Source organism: Streptomyces sp. NPDC020731 (assembly GCF_044334705.1).
Taxonomy (GTDB): domain Bacteria; phylum Actinomycetota; class Actinomycetes; order Streptomycetales; family Streptomycetaceae; genus Streptomyces.
The window spans coordinates 171,690-191,363 of record NZ_JBIRTN010000009.1 but is presented as its reverse complement, the minus strand read 5'-3'; the positions used below and the strand labels follow the sequence as shown (position 1 = coordinate 191,363).

The following is a 19,674-nucleotide window of genomic DNA, read 5'->3' as shown; positions in this document are numbered from 1 at the left end:
GCGGCTCAGCCGAACCGGCGTACCCCGGACGGCGTCACCACCGCGTGCACCGGCCGGTCGTGCGGCTCGACGGGGACGCGCGCGACGACCTCCGTGTCGTACAGCAGCACCACCAGTGCCGGACGCGCGCCCGCGCGGTCCAGCCGGGCGAGGACCCGGTCGTAGGAGCCGCCGCCGCGTCCCAGGCGCATCCCGCGCGCGTCGACGGCCAGGCCCGGCAGCAGGACGACGTCCGCCTCGGTGACGGCGTCCGGTCCGAGACGCGGCCCCGCGGGCTCGAAGAGCGCCATTCTCGTGCCGTGTCGCACGCGCGCGAGCGAGCCCTCGCCCTCGTACGCCCCCCAGTCCAGGTCGTTGTCGGGCAGCAGCGCGGGCAGCAGGACGTGTGCGCCCCGCGCGCGCAGCGCGTCGAGCAGTGCGGGCGTGCCGGGTTCGCTCCCCACGGAGACGTACGCCGCCACCGTGCGCGCGTGCGCCAGTTCGGGCAGTCCGTGTGCCTGCCGGGCCAGCGCGACCGCGGCTTCCCGCACGTCGTCCGCCGTTAACCCGTTCCTCGCCGCGAGGAGTTCCCGACGCCACACCCGCTTGTCAGGCTCGTTCGCGCCCTCTTTGTGTCTCAAGTCTGTTCCCGTACCGTTCCAATATGCTCATATGATCGGTAATTAACCGGAGCCTCGGATTCGCTGCAAAGGGGCCCGATATGGTGGCGGACATGTCTCAGTCACACCCTCGGATCAGCAAGGCTGTCATCCCCGCAGCCGGTCTCGGCACCCGGTTCCTGCCGGCCACCAAGGCCACTCCCAAGGAGATGCTGCCGGTCGTCGACAAGCCGGCGATCCAGTACGTGGTCGAAGAGGCCGTCTCCGCCGGTCTCGACGACGTCCTCATGGTGACGGGCCGCAACAAGCGCCCCCTGGAGGACCATTTCGACCGCAATTATGAACTGGAGTCCGCCCTTCAGAAGAAGGGCGACGCCGACCGCCTCGCCAAGGTCCAGGAGTCCAGCGACCTCGCCACCATGCACTACGTCCGCCAGGGCGACCCCAAGGGTCTCGGCCACGCCGTGCTGTGCGCCGCCCCGCACGTCGGCGACGAGCCCTTCGCCGTCCTCCTCGGCGACGACCTGATCGACCCGCGCGACCCCCTGCTCCAGCGCATGATCGAGGTCCAGCAGCAGTACGGCGGCAGCGTCGTCGCGCTCATGGAGGTGGCCCCCGAGCAGATCCACCTCTACGGTTCCGCCGCGGTCGAGACCACCGCGGACGCCGACGTCGTCAAGGTCACCGGTCTGGTCGAGAAGCCCGCCCCCGAGGACGCGCCCTCCCACTACGCCGTCATCGGCCGCTACGTCCTCGACCCCGCCGTCTTCGGCATACTGCGCAGGACCGAGCCCGGCCGCGGCGGTGAGATCCAGCTCACCGACGCCCTCCAGCAGCTCGCCGAGGACGAAAAGGCCGGCGGCCCGGTGCACGGCGTCGTCTTCAAGGGCCGCCGCTATGACACCGGCGACCGCGGCGACTACCTGCGTGCCATTGTCCGACTCGCGTGCGAACGTGAGGACCTGGGACCGGACTTCCGGACCTGGCTCCAGCGATACGTCACCGAGGAGATGCAGCAACGTTGAGCACCGCCGCGCCCCGCACCGCAGGACCGGACCACCTCTGGTCGGTGGACGAGCACCTGGACGACATCCTCGCGACCGTGCGACCCCTCGAACCCATCGAGCTGCACCTCCTCGACGCCCAGGGCTGTGTCCTGGTCGAGGACATCACGGTGCCGGTGTCCCTGCCCCCGTTCGACAACAGCTCCATGGACGGGTACGCGGTTCGGGTCGCGGACGTCGCGGGCGCGAGCGAGCAGTACCCGGCGGCCCTCGAGGTCGTCGGGGACATCGCCGCCGGCGCGGCCGGCCTCCTCCACGTCGGCCCCGGCCAGGCCGCCCGCATCATGACCGGCGCCCCGCTCCCGCCCGGCGCCGAGACCGTCGTCCCCGTCGAGTGGACCGACGGCGGGCTCGGCGAGGGCCCGGCCACCGGGATGCGCGCCCGCAGCCTCGCCCCCGAGGGCGCCACCGGGCAGGTGAACGTGTACCGCCCGGCCGAGGCACGCGCGCACGTGCGCGCCGAGGGCAGCGACGCCAAGGCCGGTGACCGCGCCCTGGCGGCCGGCACCGTCCTCGGTCCGCCGCAGATCTCCCTGCTGGCCGCGATCGGTCGCGGCACGGTCCGGGTGCGCCCGCGCCCGCGCGTGGTGGTGCTCTCCACCGGCAGCGAACTCGTCCAGCCCGACCAGGAACTGCGCCCGGGCCAGATCTACGACTCCAACAGCTTCGCCCTCACCGCCGCCGCGCGGGACGCCGGCGCGATCGCCTACCGCGTGGGCGCCGTCGCCGACGACGCCACGACCCTGCGGGACACCATCGAGGACCAGCTGGTGCGCGCCGACCTGATGGTCACCACCGGCGGAGTGAGCGTCGGGGCGTACGACGTCGTCAAGGAGGCGCTGTCGTACGCGGCGGACGAGGACGAGCCCGGCAGCGGCGTCGACTTCCGCAGGCTCGCCATGCAGCCGGGCAAGCCCCAGGGCTTCGGCTCCATCGGCCCCGACCACACCCCGCTGCTGGCCCTGCCCGGCAACCCGGTCTCCTCGTACGTCTCCTTCGAGCTGTTCGTCCGTCCCGCCATCCGCACCCTGATGGGTCTGACGGACGTCCACCGGCCGAGGGCGCGCGCGAAGCTCACCGCGGACCGGGCGCTGACCTCGCCGAAGGGCCGTCGCCAGTTCCTGCGCGGCCGGTACGCCGACGGCACGGTGACGCCCGTCGGCGGCGCCGGTTCCCACCTCGTGGCGGCCCTCGCGCAGGCCGACGCGCTGATCGTCGTTCCCGAGGACGCCGAGTCCGTCGCGCCCGGCACCGAGGTCGAGGTGGTCCTGCTCGGCTGAGCGCGACCGGTTGGCGGTACCGTGTCGCGCACAGCAGGCCCGTGCGGCGCACCGCGACGGGCCAGGACCGGGAGCGCCACACGATCATGACCGTGCCTTCCCGGGGGGAGACCCCCGGACCCTCCGAACCCTCCGGACCCGCCGAGCGGTCCCGTCTGACCCACATCGACGAGGCGGGCGCCGCCCGCATGGTCGACGTGTCCGGCAAGGACGTCACCGCGCGCACCGCGCGGGCCACCGGCCGCGTTCTCGTCTCACCGCGCGTGATCGAGCTGCTGCGCGGCGAGGGCGTCCCCAAGGGCGACGCGCTGGCCACCGCGCGCATCGCGGGCATCATGGGCGCCAAACGCACCCCCGATCTGATCCCGCTGTGCCACCCGTTGTCGGTGTCCGGTGTGAAACTGGACCTGTCGGTCGCGGACGACGCCGTGGAGATCGCGGCGACCGTGCGGACGACGGACCGCACGGGCGTCGAGATGGAGGCGCTCACCGCGGTCTCCGTCGCCGCGCTCACCGTGATCGACATGGTCAAGGCGGTCGACAAGGAGGCGGTCATCACGGACGTGAGGGTCGAGGAGAAGACGGGCGGCAAGTCGGGCGACTGGAGCCGGGCATGAGTCTCGACGCGTCGGCCGGCGGTGCGCTGCTCGCGCCGTACAGCGCGCTCGTCGTCACCGCGTCCAACCGGGCCGCCGCCGGCGTCTACGAGGACAAGGGCGGCCCACTGGTCGCGGAGGGACTGAAGCGCTTCGGCTTCGCCGTCGACGGCCCTCAGGTCGTCCCCGACGGCGACCCCGTGGAGGCCGCCCTGCGCGCGGGCGCCGACGCCGGGTACGACGTCGTCGTGACCACCGGCGGCACCGGCGTCTCGCCCACCGACCGCACCCCCGAGGCGACCCGCCGGGTCATCGACCACGAGGTCCCCGGCATCGCGGAGGCCATCCGGGCGTACGGCCGGGACAAGGTACCCACGGCCGCCCTCTCCCGGGGCCTCGCGGGAGTCGCGGGCCGGACCCTGATCGTCAACCTGCCCGGTTCCAGCGGCGGGGTGAAGGACGGTCTTGCCGTCCTGGAGCCGCTGCTGAAGCACGCCGTCGACCAGCTGCGCGGCGGGGACCACCCGAGACCGGACACCACTGGTGGGGGTGCGAGCTGAACAGCCCCCACTGGCCGTCCGAGCTGGTGGACGGCGACATCGTCCTCCGGCCGATAAGGCTGCGCGACCAGAAGGCCTGGCGCGAGGTCAACCGGCGCAACCGCGACTGGCTGCGGCCCTGGGAGGCGACCATCCCGCCGCCCACGCCCAGTGGCCCGGTCACCCACCGGCCGACGTACCGTCAGATGGTCCGCCATCTCCGGTCGGAGGCGAACGCGGGCCGGATGCTGCCGTTCGTCATCGAGTACCAGGGCCGTCTCGTCGGCCAGTTGACAGTCGCCGGGATCACCTGGGGCTCGATGTGCTCGGGCCACGTCGGCTACTGGGTGGACGAGGCGGTGGCCGGCCGCGGAGTGATGCCGACGGCCGTGGCGATGGTCGTGGACCACTGTTTCCGCACCGTCGGACTGCACCGCGTCGAGGTCTGCATTCGCCCCGAGAACGGACCGAGCCGCAGGGTCGTGGAGAAACTCGGATTCCGCGAGGAGGGTCTGCGCCCGCGGTATCTGCACATCGACGGGGCCTGGCGCGACCATCTCGTCTTCGCGCTCACGGCGGAAGAGGTCCCCGACGGTTTGCTCGCCCGGTGGCGCAGGGCACGCTCCGAGGGGCGGTCCGGCCACGAACGGCGCAATCCGGGAATCCCGCACGGCCCTGGAAATTGAATAAACGTTCGAATTTGAGCGGAAGGCGACCACCTTCGGGCGCGGAATTCCCGCTTCGAGCGGGTCCCTGATCGCATCGGTCACAAGAAAAGTTCGAAATATCAGCCAGATCGTGCGACACACCGGCCCAATTGGCGGATGGCCCCGTGCAAACCCCTCTACCGTGTGAGACGTGAGCAGCAGCGGCCTCATCTACGCAGTCATTGTCGGGGCCTGGGCCGCCTACTTGGTGCCGATGTGGCTCCGTAGGCAGGACGAGCTGAACGAGGCCCGTCCGACGGAACGCTTCAGCACCGCCATCCGATTGTTGTCCGGACGGGCGGGAATGGAGCGCCGGTACGCCAAGGACCTGCGGGCGCGCTCCGCCGACGAGGGGGAGTACGACGTCCACGACCCGGACGCGGTCACCGACTCGGTGGACGTCCGGGCCTTCGCCGTGTCCCAGACCCGTCCGCAGACCCAGGCGCCCGTACCGTCGCTCCCCGCGGAGCGGCCGGAACCGGCACCCGGACGGCCCCCGCGCGAACGCGCGGACCGGCGGACACCCGAACCGGCCGCCGCGCGGGGACGGGTGCCGGCCGCCCGCCGCGAACCGGACGCCCAGCGGGCCCAGTCGGCGCGTGCCGCGCAGGCCGCCGCCGCGCGCGCCCAGCGCTCGAAGGCGCTCGCCCGCCGCCGGCGCACCACCACGATGCTCTTCGTCGCCTTCACGCTCGGCGCGGTCGTCGCGGCGGTCGGCGGGCTCGCGTTCCTGTGGGCGCCCGCCGTGCCGGCCGTGCTGCTGAGCGCGTACATCGCGTATCTGCGCTCCCAGGAGCGGCGCCGTTTCGCTTACCAGATGGACCGCCGGCAGGCCGAGGTCGCGGCGCAGCGGCTGCGCGAGCGGGAGCGTCAGCCGCGCCGCCGCCCGTCCGCCGAGGACGCCGACCCCGACGAACCGGAGGGGCCGGAAGCGGGAGTCGAGCCCGACCCGGGCCTGACCGCGCTCGCCGCGGACCGGCGCGCGCTCGTCGAGCAGACCGACCACGCCGAGTGGGTCGACCAGCAGCGCGAACGGCAGCGGCGGCCCGGCCAGGGCGGCGACAGCTGGGACCCGGTCCCGGTACCGCTCCCCACGTACGTGACCGCCCCGGTCGCCCCCCGCGCCACCAACGACGTGGACCTCGGCGCCCCGGACACCTGGAGCTCGGCCCGCTCGTCCGCGGTACCGGCGGACGAGGCACAGGGGCCGGCCGAGGAAGAGGATCCGGACCCGGCCCCCGCCGACGACCGCAGCGACGCCCGCAGGGCGGCATCGGCCCGCCGCTCCCGCGAACGCGGCCGCACCCCCCTCTTCGACCAGTACGAGGACGGGGACCGGCCCAAGGCCGCCAACGAGTAGCAGGTGGCCCGTGGTGCCAATGGATTTCCGAGCACCCCGATCGGGATGCTAAAGTTTCACTCGTTGCAAGGGCCTGTGGCGCAGTCCGGTAGCGCACCTCGTTCGCATCGAGGGGGCCAGGGGTTCAAATCCCCTCAGGTCCACTGCACGGTTGGAAGCCCCCGCCGAGAAATCGGCGGGGGCTTCTTCGTGCTATGCGCAGGTTCCTGGTCAGTGGTGGTCGTCACAAGCGTCTTCATGGCGCTCCGTGGGTCAGGCGGTCACACCTGGAGGGCCACTCCGCCCACCCTCCCGAACAGACTCGGGGAGGCGGCCTGTTGAGCGTCGATGCCCAGGCCGAGCCAGGGCTCGCAGGGACGTTCTCAGGCAAGGCGGTGCCCCGTCTTCGACGACTGCCGGTTGTGGCCCTTCGTGTCCCACCACTCCTCCGGCGCAGGTCGTTGCCCCGGCCGGTGTACCGGTGATCGTCCGGAACTTCTCGATCTCCGGGCGGCAGCGATGCGGCAGAAACGGGACTGTCAGTCGGCGGTCCTGTCCACCTTCTCCGGAGCATCGGGCAGTGGCCGTTCCACGACGAAGGATCCCTTGCCACGTACGGTCACGATGAGTCCGCGCTCACGGAGTTCTTGCGCTGCTCGCCGTGCGGTGAGCCGTGCTACACCGTACTCATCGGCAAGGTGGTTCTCTGACGGAATCGGCCTGTCCGGTGCCAGCTCACCTGATTCGATCTTCTTGGCGATCACGTCAGCCAGTTGAACGTAGAGCGGCCGTGCGCTCATCGGGTCCAGCGTCGGCTTGGGCTGCGCTGTATCGCTCATATGTCCACCGTAAGCATGATGTGACGTCCACTAACGAGTGGATCCCTCTGTACTTGTATGCAGAGGGCTATTGACCGATATAGCTTTGTAAACAAGAGGGCCCCGGCGAGGTGGCTAGACCTCCCGGGGCATGGCCAACGCTAAGAAGGAGCGTCGACATGCACGACCTTATCCGCCGCCTCGCCCATTGGCTGGACCTTCTCTTCGGTCCCGGCACCGGAACCCACCGCGCGGGCGACCTTCACCCCGCGCATCTCACCGCGGATCCCACCCCCACCACTGACTCCCTCTGTCTCCTCCTCCACCGCTCCCCGTGCTGCCTGCACCTCCCCCTCGATGGAGGAGACTCCCGGCTCGTCCGCCCTTACCTCGCCGCCCATGAACAGGAACGCGCACGTCAGCGGCGGCGCCGCAGGGTCACACTCGTCCTCGCCGCCGACTTCGGGATCGACCTCGATCAGCACATCATCGGCGCGGGGAAGGCGGCCGCGTGATGGACTCGTACCCCTCGCTCCGGCTGCTGCCCTGGTCGTCGCCGGACGGAAAGCCCTGCTTCCTCGCCAACGGCAGCGGGGACGGATACGTCTCGCGGCTGGCCGACGAGATGGAGGCCCGGCAACTCGCCGACGGCCTGGACGTGCTGGGACGGGCCCGACTGGTGCTGGAGGACCCGATGTCCCCGTACGCCGAGGTGCGGTACGCCGGTATCCGCCTCACCGAGTGCCTGGCTGACGCACTGCGCGTGGCGGAGTCCCGCGGCCGACGTCTGCCACCGGCGGATGACAACACCGAGCCCTGCGGCTCGGCGGACGGTGGCGGAATCGGTGACCGCGCCCCGGGAGAGCCCGCATGAACCCACGCGCCGCATACCGGGCCCGGCCCCAGTGCCCCGGCGCCGAACAGCTCATCCGGGTCATCGAGGCGAGCTATCGTCATAGGAACGGTGCGCCGAAGGAGTACCCCTGGCCATGACCGCACACGCTGTAGAGCCCACGTCGACCGTTCCGCCCATGCCCGAGCGGAATCCGAAGGCGCTGCGGGCCTCCATCGCCCGGCACGCTCCCCAGCTCCTGCCCGACTTCGACGAGCACTGGAAGCGGGCGATCGCTGACACATACGACATCGGCCCGCTGCTCGCGTTCATGGCCCGCTGGTGGGGTGAGTACGCGATCGCCCGTGACCCGGAGCTCGACGCCCACATGGCCGATCTCCACCACCGGGCGACGGAGTGCACCGACCCCGCGGAGGCCAAGGAGCTTCTCGAAGAGGCTTCGAGCATTCGCTACAGGGTGCGGGATCTGGAGCCCGGTCAGTGACCGACGCGCTCATGGGCCCGCCCTGGCAGATGGACTGGCGGCTCGACGCTCTGGCGGACCGCGACAGGTTCCCCGAGCATGTCCGGAGGATGGTCGATGAGGCTCCTGCTGAATTGGTCACGGCCAAGGACCCTTTTTTCCGGGGAATCGATGCCGACGCCGACCTCCCGAAGTCGATGTACGTCGAACCGGTACGGTCCACCGACCCGAAAGGGCCGCACGTCCTGCACTTCGACAACCACAGGGGCTGGCTGATCTACACCTTCATCCCGCGTACCGAGGATCCGCAGATCGTCGTGGAAGAGATCTTCTGGCAATGATCTGCTGAAACCGCTTACGTCCCCGCACACCGCTCCGCCGGGCCGGAAGGCCGGAAGGGTTGTGCGCGGAGACGTAGGGGACCGCTGAGCCCGCCGGACGCCGGAGTCCGGCCGGGAATGAGCCGGGCTGTGGGTTGATGTACCGGCCTGTGCACGAGCCGCCCGGCCTGAGCGCCGTCCCACCGGTGATGCGTGAGGTGGGCGCTTCCCGTCCGGCCGAGGAACCAGAGCCGCACCCGAGTCCCGCGCACCTGCTGGATCTCCTCGACGAGCCGGCGAACACGGGGTCCTCAGCCGGTGCTCCTGTTCTCGCTGTGGGGCGTCTCGGGAATTCTGGTGACGTATGTGCCGCCCTTTATGGGGAGTGTCCGCGACGAGGTCCCGCTTCCGGTGGCCGACTCCACCGTTTCGACGGCTCGCGCGGCACTTGCCGAGCCATCGGAGTCGATTGCGTCGACTTGGGCCGTGTTTCCCGGAATGTGCGTCTCGTCGATGCCGCACAGAAAGAGAAAGACGATTTCCGCAGAGAAGGTCGGCGTGACGACATGGACGAATGTGACACCTGGCTGCGGCATTGCCCGTCTGGTCGCGGAGTTCTCGGGAACCGCGCGGGTGCGGGGGCGGGGAGGGCCTGGGCGGCGTGGCACCGCCGCGAGGGTGTGCTTCCGGTGCCCCGTGACGGTGTCGCGCCGGGAGCACCGCAAACGATTCCTGCCGATTCAATGTGGTTATCGGCGAGAAAGTGCCCAGATTTCGGTCGGCCGGCAATGGAGGGGGTGAAAGTGGCGCAGCTCACAGGGGGTTCGCAGGGGGAGGCGTCCGGGTAAAGTCGCGATCTGTGATGTTGGCACGCCCGTGACCTGGATTCTCGTCGAGTACCACGTACCGCGTTCCATGGCGTGAAATCGACTGTCCGGGGGCGACGATCATAAAATTCGCGACGGTTTCGCCGCGCTCTCCTCACATATGGCTGATTCCGTTCCTGTGGACCGTTTCGCTCGGTCTGTGGGGGCTGTCCCGGCAGCGCAGCGTCTGGCGCGACGAGGCCGCCACCTGGCAGGTCGCCCTCCGTTCCACCGACGAGATCCTGCGCATGCTGGAACACGTCGACGTGGTGCACGGGCTCTACTACCTGTTCATGCACGGGCTCTTCGAACTCTTCGGCCCCTCGACCGCGGTGCTGCGGATGCCCTCCGTTCTGGCCGTCGCCGCGGGGGCCGCATGTGTGGGCGAGCTCGGCCGGCGACTGGCCGGGAACGCGGTGGGACTGGGGGGCGGGCTGGCGTTCGGGCTGCTCCCGTCCGTGCAGTTCTACCTTCAGGAAGGCCGGCCGTACGCGCTGGTGGCGGCCGGGGCCGGGCTCTCCACGCTGTTGCTCGTGGCCGTGCTCCAGGGACGCGACCGGAAGGCGTACTGGGCCGCCTACGGTTGCGCCGTCCTCGTCTGCGGCCTGTTGAACTGGCTCTCGCTGCTGATCCTTCCGGCGCACCTGGCGACCCTGATGTGGGCGCGTGCCGCACCCGGCGTCCGGGCGCGCTGGGCCGCGGCCTCCGCGGTCGCGACGGCAGGCGTGTCACCACTGATCCTTTTCAGCCACAGCCAGTCCGACCAGGTCTCCTGGATACCGCCGCTGACCTGGCACATGCTGATCGGCCCGATGGTCCTGCTGGCGATCGCCGGCCTCGGCACCGTCCTCGACCGGCCCCGGACGAGGCGGCTGTCGGCGGCGGCCGTCGGACTGCCGCTGCTGGCGGTTCCGCAACTCGGCCTGGTCGGACTCTCCTTGTTCCAACCGCTGTTCGTGGACCGGTACGTCCTGTTCAGCCTGGTCGGCCTGGCACTCATGACCGGGGTGCTCCTCGGCGCCGCCGTACGGGCGGTGTCCCGGCGGTCGGTGAGCGCGTCGCGGTGGGTCCTTCCCGCTCTGGTCGTCGTCTCCTCGATCGCCCTGCTGCCGCAGTCGCTGGCCAAACGGTCACCGGCCAGCCGCGTGGACGACGTCCTGTCGGCAGCGGCGCAGGTCGAACGCCTGAAGGAGACCGGGGACGCCGTCCTGTTCCTCCCGGCGGCCCGCCGGGACACCCGGATGGTCTCCCCGGACGCGTTCGCCGGCCTGCACGACATAGCCCTGGCGGAGAGCCCCCAGCACTCCGGAACCCTGAAGGGCGTGGAGGCGAGTCCCGCACGGATACGGGTCTCGCTCCTCGCCCAACAGCGCGTCGTCCTCATCACGGACGCGACAAAGATCGCGAGGCCGACGCGTTCGGCACGCGACAGGACGAAGGTCTCCGTTCTGCGGGAGCACTTCACGCTGGTGGCCGACGCGCAGGTCCGGGGCCGCCGGGTGGCGGTGTACGAGCGGCTGCCACCGGGGTCGTCATGAGCGCGGCCCGGCCCGTGGTGTCGGGGACCCGGCGCCGGCCACGTCCCCGGCGGACGTGTTCGCGCCGGGCGCGGTCCTCGTGGCGGCGGGCGGCAGCGCGTTCGGGAGAGGCACGCCGATGGGGTTGATGTACCGGTCGGTGCACGAGCCGCCCGACCTGAGCGCCGTCCCGCCGGTGATGCGCGAGGTGGTCGCGTCCTGCCTGGCCAAGGAACCGGAGCTGCGTCCGAGTCCGGCACGGTTCCTGGATCTCCTCGACGAGTCGGCGGACACGGAGACGGTGACGTCGTATCCCCTGGTGCCCGCGCGCCCGCCCACGCCTCCGCCGCCGTACGTTCCCCCCTACGTGCCCACGGTCGTCGACGCGCCGGCGGACGCCCGCCCGGGGCGGGGGCGGCTTCGGACGGTGGGGCGTTCATCGCCGTGGACGTGGACTCCGGCATCGTGGTCGACGCCGACGGGGTGCTGCTGACACTCCACGGACGCGGACTGCCGCTCGACCAGGTGGAGAACGACGAGGACCTCGACCGGGGCGGTGTCGAGATCGCTTTCTCCTGGCCGGAGACCGCCGGCATCGCCCACCGCGTCACCCGCCGCGCCTGGCTGCACATCACGGTCACGCTGCACGACGGCTCGTGTTCGAGAGCGAGATCAAGGCTCCCCGTGCCGCCCGCGTCCAGGAGTGGCACCGTGACCTGGCCGGGGCGGTCGCCCGTCATCGGCAGCGCTGACGGCCTCGGCTGAATACGGTCACGCTGCGCCCCGTAGGTCGGGTGCCGGACTGTGGTCCTCGCCGTGGTCGGCGGACGGTCCACGACGAAGGATCCCCAGTGGGAAACCCTCGCCGAGAAATCGACGGGGGCTTCTTCGTGTTGTGCGCTCACGCCTCAACGGCGATCTGTGGCTCTCGGATGCCCTGCGCCGGCAAAGGTGATCCAGCACGTAGCCCGTGCGGCGTCCAGGAGGTACCAGATACGCCCGCCACTGGTGACCTCGATCTGCCACTGCTCGCAGGTCTGCCCGCGATGAGTGCCGTGTGCCAGGCTGCCCTTGAGCCGGTGGTGCCGCGATGTCTCCATGGCCGGCCTGGGCTCGGTGCGCATGATGACCCAGGCGCGGTACGTGTTCTCACGAGCTTGTTGAGCGAGGTTCTCCCAGCCCTTGGCCGAGGCGGCATCCGTGAAGCGGACCTCCCAGTGTCCATCCGGTGCCGGAGGCGCGGCGCGGTCGCCGCGGCCCGTGGTCACGCCACGTCCCGCGGGTCGGGCGCCGGCCCGTAGTCCTCGCCATGGTCCCTGGTCAGCGCGGCCAGCAGCTCAGGGTCGGAGTGAACCTCCGCAGTGTGCTGCCAGGCGACGAGGAGTTGGGCGACGGACGCGCTGTTGCCGAGTGAGTCGGCGGCGCGCATGGTGTCGACCAGTTCGATGGCGAAGGCGTGGAGGTCGGGCTCGGGCAGGAAGCGGACCCAGGGGAAGGCGTCCGGCAGTATGTCGAGGAGGAGCTCCATGCTCCCCGGCTCCCGGCGCGCCATCGCGGTGAGCATGCGCGTGGCGGCCGACACCACGGTTTGGTCCTGCTCGGCCCGAGCCGCAGTCGTGAGGACCAGGTCCTCGCCGTCCCTGCGGTGGAGCAGGAGGCGCGGTGACTCCTGAAGTCTGGCCAGCGTCTGCTTGTTCTTGTTTACCAGCTCGGAGAAGTTCACGGCGGCGTTGTCAGCGCTCATGAGTTTGAAAGTACTTTGAAACTTACGCGGCCGCCATCGCTCAATGGAGTGAAGCGCAGCGGTGCGCCCAGTGGGACTGGACACTCAGGGCTCAGGCCGTTCGCGACACGCTGCCCGGGGTTGTGCGGAAGAGGGTCTGCGTCGTGGGCAGTTCACCGAGGGGGACGGGCCGGCAGCCGGGCAGTACAGCCGGATCGAGCCGCGCCCCTCGGGGCCCTCCTTCGTTTTCGGATGGACTCCGGCATCGTGGTCGACGCCGACGGGGTGCTGCTGACACTCCACGGACGCGGACTGCCGCTCGACCAGGTGGAGAACGACGAGGACCTCGACCGGGGCGGTGTCGAGATCGCTTTCTCCTGGCCGGAGATCGCCGACATCGCCCGCCGCGCCTGGCTGCACATCACGGTCACGGGGAGCGACCTCGATCAGCACGTCGTCGGCGCGGAGAGGGCGGCCGCCTGATGGAGTCGGCCCCTCACTGCGGCTGCTGCCCTGGTCCTCGCCGGAAGGCAAGCCCTGCTTCCTCGTCAACGGCGGCGAGTGCGACTCCGCCCTCGCTCGGCCTCTTGGAGTGGACGGGACACGCGGCGTCCCGGTCCACGTCGAGCCGAGCGAGCGGGGTGTTCCGGTCACCGTGGAGGCCGGTTGGCCCTACGGCACGTCTCGTGACGCGGCGTACTTCCTGCCCGGCCCGGCCCGGACTGACCGGGCCGGCCGCTACAGCGCCTTCGCGTAGCAGCGGCTCTCCTCGTGGAAGCGGTAGTAACCGAACTTCTCGCAGGGCTCGTAGCCGCTGGAGGTGTACAGGGCGATGGCCTCCGGCTGCTTCGTGCCGGTCTCCAGGACCATGCGGACGCGGCCGGCCGCGCGGGCGTCCTCCTCCAGGGCGGCCAGGACACGGCGGGCCAGGCCCCGGCCGCGCATCTGCTCGATCACGTACATGCGCTTCAGCTCGGCGTCGCCGTCCCGGTTGCCCTCGTCGTTGGCGTCCTGCGCGCGCCAGCCGCCGGAGGCCACGGGGACGCCGGACTCGTCGTAGGCGATCAGGTAGGTGCCGTTCGGGGGCCTGAAGTCCGCCGGGTGCATGGGGGTGGAGTCGCCGCCGTCGCCGTAGCGGACGTGGTACTCGGCCTGGACCTCGGAGTCCAGTTTCACGGCGTCGGGGTGGTCGTAGGGGACCGGGCGGATATCCATGCCCAGAACCGTAAAACATGCCCGGACCTGGAGTGTCGTATCGTGCCCTGATGCTCACTGTGACCTCCGTCAATGTCAATGGACTGCGGGCCGCCGCCAAGAAGGGTTTCGTGGAGTGGCTGGCCGGGACCTCCGCCGATGTGCTGTGTCTGCAGGAGGTGCGGGCGGAGGCGAAGCAGTTGCCGGAGCAGGTGCGGGAGCCCGAGGGGTGGCATGTCGTGCACGGTCCCGCTGCCGCCAAGGGGCGTGCGGGAGTGTCCCTGTACACCCGGCGTGAGCCCGAGCGTGTGCAGATCGGGTTCGGGTCGGACGAGTTCGACGACAGCGGGCGGTATGTGGAGGTCGACCTGCCCGGTGTGACCGTCGCCTCGCTGTATCTGCCGTCCGGGGAGGTCGGGACCGAGCGGCAGGAGGAGAAGGTCCGGTTCATGGACCAGTTCCTGGTCTACCTCAAGGGCCTGCGGGAGCGGGCCGCCGCCGACGGGCGGGAGGTCGTCGTGTGCGGGGACTGGAACATCGCCCATGAGAGGGCCGACCTGAAGAACTGGCGCGGGAACACCAAGAGTTCCGGGTTCCTGCCGGAGGAGCGGGAGTGGCTGTCCCGGGTGCTCGATCCGGACGACGGCGGGTACGTCGATGTCGTGCGGGCGCTGCATGCGGACGTGGACGGGCCGTACACCTGGTGGTCCTACCGGGGGCGGGCCTTCGACAACGACACCGGGTGGAGGATCGACCTCGCCGTGGCGACTCCGGGGCTCGCGGAACGGGCGGTCGAGGCCCGCGTCGAGCGGGCCGCCACCCACGCCGAGCGGTGGTCGGACCACGCGCCCGTGACGGTCGTCTTCGAGCAGGTGGCTGGCTGATGCGAACTCCCAGGCAGGCCGCCCGGGTCGCCGTACTGGATCCGGACGGGGCCGTCTTCATGTTCCGGTACGACAACGACGAGGTCGGCGTCCACTGGGCGATGCCCGGCGGCGGCATGGAGCCCGGGGAGACGCCCGAGCAGGCCGCGCGGCGGGAGCTGCGCGAGGAGACCGGGTGGGACGACATCGCGCTCGACGGCACCATGCTGTGCCTGTGGGAGCACGACTTCACCCGGGCCGGTGTTCCGGTGCGGCAGAGCGAGCACATCTTTCTCGCCCACGGTCCCCGGCGTGATCTCACGGGAGACCTCGCCGCCGCGCACGCCGCCGACCGGATCCTGCGGTGGCGCTGGTGGTCGCCGGAGGAGCTGGCGGGGGACACGGAGCCGTTGTGGCCGCCGCAGTTGCCGGAGCTGCTGGCGGATGTGCGGCGGGACGGGGCGCCGGTGACGCCCGTCGACCTCGGGTATGTGAAGAACCGCTAGTCCTGCTTGCGCAGCCGCCGGTCCAGGGCCAGTGACAGTTCCGCGTCCACCACGCTGCGGGCCAGCGGGCGCAGGCGGTGGAGGGCTTCCTCCGGGGCGTGGCGGAGGATCAGGCCGGCGAAGAGGTCGGCCAGGGTGTCGGCGTGGGCGCGGACCTCCGCGCCCGCGCGGAGCACCTCCCCGAGCGGGATGCCCTCGCGGACCAGGTCCGACGACACGTCCAGCAGGCGCCGGCTGATGTGGACGATCTCCTCGCCGTCGGTACCGAGGTAACCGAGCTCCAGAGCGGCGGCCAGGTTCTCCGGTGTGACCTCGCCGTCGAAGCGGTCGGCGAGTTCCTCGGGGGTGAGGCGGACCGGGGTCTCCTCGGTGGGGGTGTCCATCCCGAGGAGTTCGCCGACGTCCCGGCCGTGGTCGAAGGCCTCGGCGAGTTCCGCTATGCCGTTCAGGGTGTGGCCCCGCTCCAGCAGCGCCGTGATCGTGCGCAGCCGGGCCAGGTGGTGGTCGTCGTACCAGGCGATACGGCCCTCGCGGCGGGGTGGCGGGATCAGCTTGCGCTCACGGTAGAAGCGCAGGGTGCGCACCGTGATGCCGGCCAGCCGGGCCAGCTCGTCCATGCGGTACTCGCGCCGCTCACCGGGTCCTCCGCTGTCTTCTGCCACGCCTGAAGCCTAGGGCGTACCGGCGGTAACTTTCCTCGCGTGCCCCCTACCCATCAGTACGGAGCTGCTCTACGCTCCCCATTGCGCCAGTGTTCACTGGCGGAGTTCTGGTGGAGTTCTGAGCGATGCGTGGAGGCTTCGGGATGGCCGAGCACGAGCACGAACATGTACGAGTGGCGGTGATCGGGTCCGGATTCGGCGGGCTCGGGGCCGCCGTACGGCTGCGGCGCGAGGGGATCACCGACTTCGTCGTCCTGGAGCGGGCGAGCAGTGTCGGCGGCACCTGGCGCGACAACAGCTATCCCGGGTGCGCGTGCGACGTGCCGTCGCACCTGTACTCGTTCTCCTTCGCGCCCAATCCCGACTGGCCCCGCTCCTTCTCCGGGCAGCAGCACATCCGCGCCTACCTGGAGCACGTCACCGACGTCTTCGGCCTGCGCCCGCACCTCCGCTTCGACTCGGAGGTGAAGCGGATGGTGTGGGACGGCGAGCGGCTGCGGTGGGAGATCGAGACGAGCAGCGGGAACCTCAGCGCGGATGTGGTCGTGTCCGCCACCGGGCCGCTGTCCGAGCCGAAGCTCCCCGACATCCCCGGCCTCGACACCTTCCCCGGCAAGGTGTTCCACTCCGCCCGCTGGGACCACGACTACGACCTGCGCGGCAAGCGGGTCGCCATGGTCGGAACCGGCGCCTCCGCGATCCAGATCGTGCCGGCCGTCCAGCCGCTCGTCTCGCGGCTCACTCTCTTCCAGCGCACCCCCGCCTGGGTCCTGCCCCGCGTCGACCGGCCCATCAGCGGCGCCGAGCGCGCCCTGCACCGGGCGCTGCCCGTCACCACCAAGCTGCGCCGCGGACTGCTCTGGGGCATCAGGGAGCTGCAGGTCCAGGCGTTCACCAAGCACCCCGGTGAGCTCGGCTTCGTCGAGCAGCTGGCCAAGCGCAACATGGGCCGCGCGATCAAGGATCCGGCCCTGCGCGCCAAGCTCACCCCCGACTACCGCATCGGCTGCAAGCGGATCCTGCTGTCGAGCACGTACTATCCGGCGCTCGCGCGGCCCCATGTCGATGTCGTCGCGAGCGGGCTGAGCGAGGTCCGCGGGTCGACCGTCGTCGGCGCCGACGGGACCGAGGCCGAGGTCGACGCGATCGTGTTCGGCACCGGGTTCCACGTCACCGACATGCCCATCGCGGAGCGGGTCGTCGGCGCCGAGGGGAAGACCCTCGCCGAGACCTGGGCGGGCGGGATGCAGGCCCTGCGCGGTGCCACCGCCGCCGGGTTCCCCAACTGGATGACGGTCATCGGGCCCAACACCGGCCTCGGGAACTCCTCCATGATCCTCATGATCGAGTCCCAGCTGAACTACCTGGCCGACTACCTCCGTCAGCTCGACGTCCTCGGTGGCCGGGTCGCCCTCGACGCCCGACCCGGTGCCGTACGCGCCTGGAACCACCGGGTGCAGGAGCGGATGAAGCGCACGGTGTGGAACACCGGCGGCTGCACCAGCTGGTATCTCGACGAGAGCGGGCGCAACACCACCATCTGGCCCGGTACGACGAGTGAGTTCCGGAAGGAGACCCGGCGGGTCGACCTCGCCGAGTACGCCGTGCTCCGGAACATCCCGACCGCGGCGAAGGACGACCGGGAGAACGCCGAGGTGACCGCATGAGCCGTCCCGCCCACGTCACCTCCGGGCCGTACGCCCCGCCCGTCGCCGCACGTGAGCTGACCGCACTCTCCGCCGACGGCGCCCGGCTGCACGTCGAGGTGCACGGCCCCGAGCGGGCGCCCGCGGTCGTCCTCGCCCACGGCTGGACCTGCTCGACCGCCTTCTGGGCGGCGCAGATCCGGGAACTGGCCGTCGACCACCGGGTCGTCGCCTACGACCAGCGCGGCCACGGACGCACCCCCGCGAGCCCGGCGTGCAGCACCGACACGCTCGCCGACGACCTCGAGGCCGTACTCACCGCCACCCTCGCGCCGGGTGAACAGGCCGTGGTCGCCGGGCACTCCATGGGCGGGATGACGGTGATGGCCGCCGCCACCAGGCCCGCGTTCCGCGAACACGTGGCCGCCGTCCTGCTGTGCAGCACGGGCAGTTCGCGGCTGGTCGCCGAGTCGACGGTGCTGCCGATCCGGCCGGGCCGGGTGCGCAGTCGGCTGACCGGGCGCGTCCTCGGCTCCCGGGCCCCGCTCGGACCGGTCACACCGCTCGCCCGCCGGATCCTCAAGTACGCGACGATGGGCCCCGCTTCGGCCCCGGACATGGTCGAGGCGTGCGCCCGTATCGTGCACGCCTGCCCGCGCGCGGTGCGCCACGCCTGGTCGCACGTGCTCGACGGGCTCGACCTCGACCACGGACTCGCCCGGTTGCGCGTACCGGTCGAGATCGTCGCCGGCGGCGCGGACCGGCTCACCCCGCCGGTGCACGCCCGGTCGCTCGCCGCCGCGCTGCCGAACTGCCTCGGCGTCACCGAGCTGCCCGGCATCGGCCACATGACACCGGTCGAGGCGCCCGACCTGGTCACCGGGAAGATCCGCGCCCTGGCCGCCGCCCACCTGCACGCCATACCCGCCGTCGAGGAGAGCGCATGAGCAGGGTGAGTCTCGAAGGAAAGGTCGCCGTCGTCACCGGAGGGGCACGCGGAGTCGGGGAGCTGCTGGCACGCAAGCTCTCCGCGCGCGGGGTGAAGGTGGCGCTCGTCGGGCTGGAGCCGGACGCGCTCAAGGACGTCTCCGCGCGGCTGCACAGCGACAGCGACCACTGGTACGCGGACGTCACCGACCACGAGGCGATGGCCCGGGTCGCCGAGGAGGTCCGGGGGCGGTTCGGCCGGGTCGACATCGTGGTCGCCAACGCCGGTGTGGCGACGGGCGGTCCGTTCGCCGACTCCGATCCGGAGTCCTGGCGGCGGGTGATCGAGGTGAACCTGATCGGATCGGCGGTCACCGCGCGGGCCTTCCTGCCGCTGCTCACCGAGAGCCGCGGCTACCTGCTCCAGATCGCCTCCCTCGCGGCGATCACCCCCGCCCCGATGATGACGGCGTACTGCGCCTCCAAGTCCGGTGTGGAGGCGTACGCGCACGCGCTGCGGGCCGAGGTCGGGTACCGGGGCGTGAAGGTGGGGGTCGGGTATCTGTCGTGGACCGACACCGACATGGTGCGCGGGGCCGATCAGGACGACGTGATGCGGGAGTTGCGGCAGCGGCTGCCGTGGCCGTCGAACAAGACCTATCCGCTGGGGCCCGCGGTGGACCGGCTGGTGGCCGGCGTCGAGCGGCGGGCGAGCCATGTGTACGGGCAGTGGTGGCTGCGCGGGATGCAGGGCGTGCGCGGCTGCCTGCCCGCGGTCATCGGGACCGTGGGGCAGCGGGAGATGCGGCGGTTCGAAGGCCGGCTCGCGGGCGTCCGCACGGGGTTGGTCGGGGCGGGCGGCAACGCCGATGAGCAGCACCGGAACACGGTCCGTAAGTGATCGACATGCGCAGGGTGACGGGCCGTGTGAATCTGGTCGGGCAAGTTCCCCCCACCCCACCACGGGAGTGAACCCACATGGGTATGAAGGACCAGTTCCAGGAGAAGTCCGAGCAGTTCCAGCAGCAGGCCAAGCAGCGTGCCCAGCAGGGCAAGGAGCAGCTGCAGAACCGCGGCCGCCGTCGGGACGAGGACATGGACGAGCAGCAGCGTCAGCGGGAGTCCGAGGAGCGCTTCGACCGGGACTACGACGCCTGACGTCGAGCGCTGAAGACGGCTGAACGCGTCATGC

25 protein-coding genes and 1 tRNA gene are annotated in these 19,674 nt (G+C 71.1%); 20 read left to right on the top strand and 6 right to left on the bottom strand.

Annotated elements, in window-relative coordinates; genetic code table 11:
• Nucleotides 1–5: 5 nt before the first annotated feature.
• Nucleotides 6–620 (bottom strand): 5-formyltetrahydrofolate cyclo-ligase, encoded by a 615-nt coding sequence (locus ACH4VX_RS16275; RefSeq protein ID WP_398368058.1) that lies wholly within the window; start codon nt 618–620, stop codon nt 6–8.
• Nucleotides 621–712: 92 nt separating this feature from the next.
• Here ACH4VX_RS16275 and galU point away from each other — a divergent pair, with 92 nt between their 5' ends.
• The 7 genes from galU (at nt 713) to ACH4VX_RS16240 (ending at nt 6,288) form a co-directional block, all read left to right on the top strand.
• Nucleotides 713–1,624: a UTP--glucose-1-phosphate uridylyltransferase GalU gene (galU, locus tag ACH4VX_RS16270; RefSeq protein WP_398368057.1), complete on the top strand. Its 912-nt coding sequence runs from the start codon at nt 713–715 to the stop codon at nt 1,622–1,624.
• A complete protein-coding gene (gene glp, locus ACH4VX_RS16265; RefSeq protein ID WP_398368056.1) occupies nt 1,621–2,943 on the top strand; it encodes a gephyrin-like molybdotransferase Glp in 1,323 nt (440 codons plus the stop codon). The genes galU and glp overlap by 4 nt, the downstream gene beginning before the upstream one ends.
• Nucleotides 2,944–3,029: 86 nt before the next feature.
• Nucleotides 3,030–3,560 carry a cyclic pyranopterin monophosphate synthase MoaC gene (moaC, locus tag ACH4VX_RS16260; protein WP_398368055.1) on the top strand — a complete coding sequence of 177 codons (531 nt, stop codon included), beginning with the start codon at nt 3,030–3,032 and terminating at the stop codon, nt 3,558–3,560.
• Nucleotides 3,557–4,099 carry a molybdenum cofactor biosynthesis protein B gene (locus tag ACH4VX_RS16255; RefSeq protein ID WP_398368054.1) on the top strand — a complete coding sequence of 181 codons (543 nt, stop codon included), beginning with the start codon at nt 3,557–3,559 and terminating at the stop codon, nt 4,097–4,099. The genes moaC and ACH4VX_RS16255 overlap by 4 nt, the downstream gene beginning before the upstream one ends.
• 26 nt (nt 4,100–4,125) lie before the next feature.
• Nucleotides 4,126–4,764, top strand: coding sequence for a GNAT family N-acetyltransferase (locus ACH4VX_RS16250; protein ID WP_398368053.1), 639 nt, complete (start codon nt 4,126–4,128; stop codon nt 4,762–4,764).
• A 172-nt stretch (nt 4,765–4,936) separates the two neighbouring features.
• Complete coding sequence (gene glpR / locus ACH4VX_RS16245; protein WP_398368052.1) at nt 4,937–6,145, top strand: gephyrin-like molybdotransferase receptor GlpR; 1,209 nt, start codon at nt 4,937–4,939, stop codon at nt 6,143–6,145.
• Nucleotides 6,146–6,214: 69 nt separating this feature from the next.
• Nucleotides 6,215–6,288: transfer RNA gene (locus ACH4VX_RS16240), tRNA-Ala, on the top strand.
• A gap of 375 nt (nt 6,289–6,663) precedes the next feature.
• On the opposite strand, the gene ACH4VX_RS16235 is transcribed toward ACH4VX_RS16240, so the two are convergent.
• The gene (locus tag ACH4VX_RS16235) at nt 6,664–6,963 is read right to left on the bottom strand and encodes a GntR family transcriptional regulator (protein ID WP_398368051.1); all 300 of its coding nucleotides are present in this window, start codon (nt 6,961–6,963) and stop codon (nt 6,664–6,666) included.
• A gap of 158 nt (nt 6,964–7,121) precedes the next feature.
• Between ACH4VX_RS16235 and ACH4VX_RS16230 the strand changes: the two genes are divergently transcribed.
• The 6 genes from ACH4VX_RS16230 to ACH4VX_RS16205 all read left to right on the top strand — a co-directional run bounded on the left by ACH4VX_RS16230 (nt 7,122) and on the right by ACH4VX_RS16205 (nt 11,726).
• Nucleotides 7,122–7,457: a hypothetical protein gene (locus ACH4VX_RS16230; RefSeq protein WP_398368050.1), complete on the top strand. Its 336-nt coding sequence runs from the start codon at nt 7,122–7,124 to the stop codon at nt 7,455–7,457.
• On the top strand, nt 7,457–7,816 hold the full coding sequence (locus tag ACH4VX_RS16225; protein ID WP_398368049.1) for a hypothetical protein: 360 nt from the start codon (nt 7,457–7,459) through the stop codon (nt 7,814–7,816). The genes ACH4VX_RS16230 and ACH4VX_RS16225 overlap by 1 nt, the downstream gene beginning before the upstream one ends.
• A gap of 115 nt (nt 7,817–7,931) precedes the next feature.
• A complete protein-coding gene (locus ACH4VX_RS16220) occupies nt 7,932–8,279 on the top strand; it encodes a DUF6247 family protein (RefSeq protein ID WP_398368048.1) in 348 nt (115 codons plus the stop codon).
• Entirely contained in the window at nt 8,276–8,599 is a 324-nt protein-coding gene (locus ACH4VX_RS16215) for a hypothetical protein (protein ID WP_398368047.1), read from the top strand. The genes ACH4VX_RS16220 and ACH4VX_RS16215 overlap by 4 nt, the downstream gene beginning before the upstream one ends.
• Nucleotides 8,600–9,692: 1,093 nt before the next feature.
• Nucleotides 9,693–10,982 (top strand): hypothetical protein, encoded by a 1,290-nt coding sequence (locus ACH4VX_RS16210; protein ID WP_398368046.1) that lies wholly within the window; start codon nt 9,693–9,695, stop codon nt 10,980–10,982.
• A 423-nt stretch (nt 10,983–11,405) separates the two neighbouring features.
• Nucleotides 11,406–11,726, top strand: a complete 321-nt coding sequence (locus ACH4VX_RS16205) for a hypothetical protein (RefSeq protein ID WP_398368045.1) — start codon at nt 11,406–11,408, stop codon at nt 11,724–11,726.
• Nucleotides 11,727–11,869: 143 nt separating this feature from the next.
• Here ACH4VX_RS16205 and ACH4VX_RS16200 read toward each other — a convergent pair whose 3' ends face one another.
• Entirely contained in the window at nt 11,870–12,229 is a 360-nt protein-coding gene (locus ACH4VX_RS16200; RefSeq protein ID WP_398368044.1) for a hypothetical protein, read from the bottom strand.
• Nucleotides 12,226–12,705: a hypothetical protein gene (locus ACH4VX_RS16195; RefSeq protein WP_398368043.1), complete on the bottom strand. Its 480-nt coding sequence runs from the start codon at nt 12,703–12,705 to the stop codon at nt 12,226–12,228. The genes ACH4VX_RS16200 and ACH4VX_RS16195 overlap by 4 nt, the downstream gene beginning before the upstream one ends.
• Before the next feature lie 231 nt (nt 12,706–12,936).
• Here ACH4VX_RS16195 and ACH4VX_RS16190 point away from each other — a divergent pair, with 231 nt between their 5' ends.
• A complete protein-coding gene (locus tag ACH4VX_RS16190; RefSeq protein WP_398368042.1) occupies nt 12,937–13,167 on the top strand; it encodes a hypothetical protein in 231 nt (76 codons plus the stop codon).
• A gap of 255 nt (nt 13,168–13,422) precedes the next feature.
• Here ACH4VX_RS16190 and ACH4VX_RS16185 read toward each other — a convergent pair whose 3' ends face one another.
• The gene (locus tag ACH4VX_RS16185; RefSeq protein ID WP_398368041.1) at nt 13,423–13,899 is read right to left on the bottom strand and encodes a GNAT family N-acetyltransferase; all 477 of its coding nucleotides are present in this window, start codon (nt 13,897–13,899) and stop codon (nt 13,423–13,425) included.
• Between the two features lie 50 nt (nt 13,900–13,949).
• Here ACH4VX_RS16185 and ACH4VX_RS16180 point away from each other — a divergent pair, with 50 nt between their 5' ends.
• Entirely contained in the window at nt 13,950–14,762 is an 813-nt protein-coding gene (locus ACH4VX_RS16180; RefSeq protein WP_398368040.1) for an exodeoxyribonuclease III, read from the top strand.
• Nucleotides 14,762–15,247, top strand: a complete 486-nt coding sequence (locus ACH4VX_RS16175) for an NUDIX hydrolase (RefSeq protein WP_398368039.1) — start codon at nt 14,762–14,764, stop codon at nt 15,245–15,247. The genes ACH4VX_RS16180 and ACH4VX_RS16175 overlap by 1 nt, the downstream gene beginning before the upstream one ends.
• Here the strand turns inward: ACH4VX_RS16175 and ACH4VX_RS16170 are convergent.
• The gene (locus ACH4VX_RS16170; RefSeq protein WP_398368176.1) at nt 15,244–15,864 is read right to left on the bottom strand and encodes a MerR family transcriptional regulator; all 621 of its coding nucleotides are present in this window, start codon (nt 15,862–15,864) and stop codon (nt 15,244–15,246) included. The two genes, ACH4VX_RS16175 and ACH4VX_RS16170, sit on opposite strands and share 4 nt — an antisense overlap.
• 188 nt (nt 15,865–16,052) lie before the next feature.
• On the opposite strand from ACH4VX_RS16170, the gene ACH4VX_RS16165 reads away from it, so the two are divergent.
• The 4 genes from ACH4VX_RS16165 to ACH4VX_RS16150 all read left to right on the top strand — a co-directional run bounded on the left by ACH4VX_RS16165 (nt 16,053) and on the right by ACH4VX_RS16150 (nt 19,640).
• Nucleotides 16,053–17,576 (top strand): flavin-containing monooxygenase, encoded by a 1,524-nt coding sequence (locus ACH4VX_RS16165; protein WP_398368038.1) that lies wholly within the window; start codon nt 16,053–16,055, stop codon nt 17,574–17,576.
• Nucleotides 17,573–18,502: an alpha/beta fold hydrolase gene (locus ACH4VX_RS16160; protein WP_398368037.1), complete on the top strand. Its 930-nt coding sequence runs from the start codon at nt 17,573–17,575 to the stop codon at nt 18,500–18,502. Before ACH4VX_RS16165 ends, ACH4VX_RS16160 begins: the two co-directional genes overlap by 4 nt.
• Entirely contained in the window at nt 18,499–19,383 is an 885-nt protein-coding gene (locus ACH4VX_RS16155) for an SDR family oxidoreductase (protein ID WP_398368036.1), read from the top strand. Before ACH4VX_RS16160 ends, ACH4VX_RS16155 begins: the two co-directional genes overlap by 4 nt.
• A 77-nt stretch (nt 19,384–19,460) precedes the next feature.
• Nucleotides 19,461–19,640 carry a hypothetical protein gene (locus ACH4VX_RS16150; protein ID WP_398368035.1) on the top strand — a complete coding sequence of 60 codons (180 nt, stop codon included), beginning with the start codon at nt 19,461–19,463 and terminating at the stop codon, nt 19,638–19,640.
• Nucleotides 19,641–19,674 lie beyond the last annotated feature (34 nt).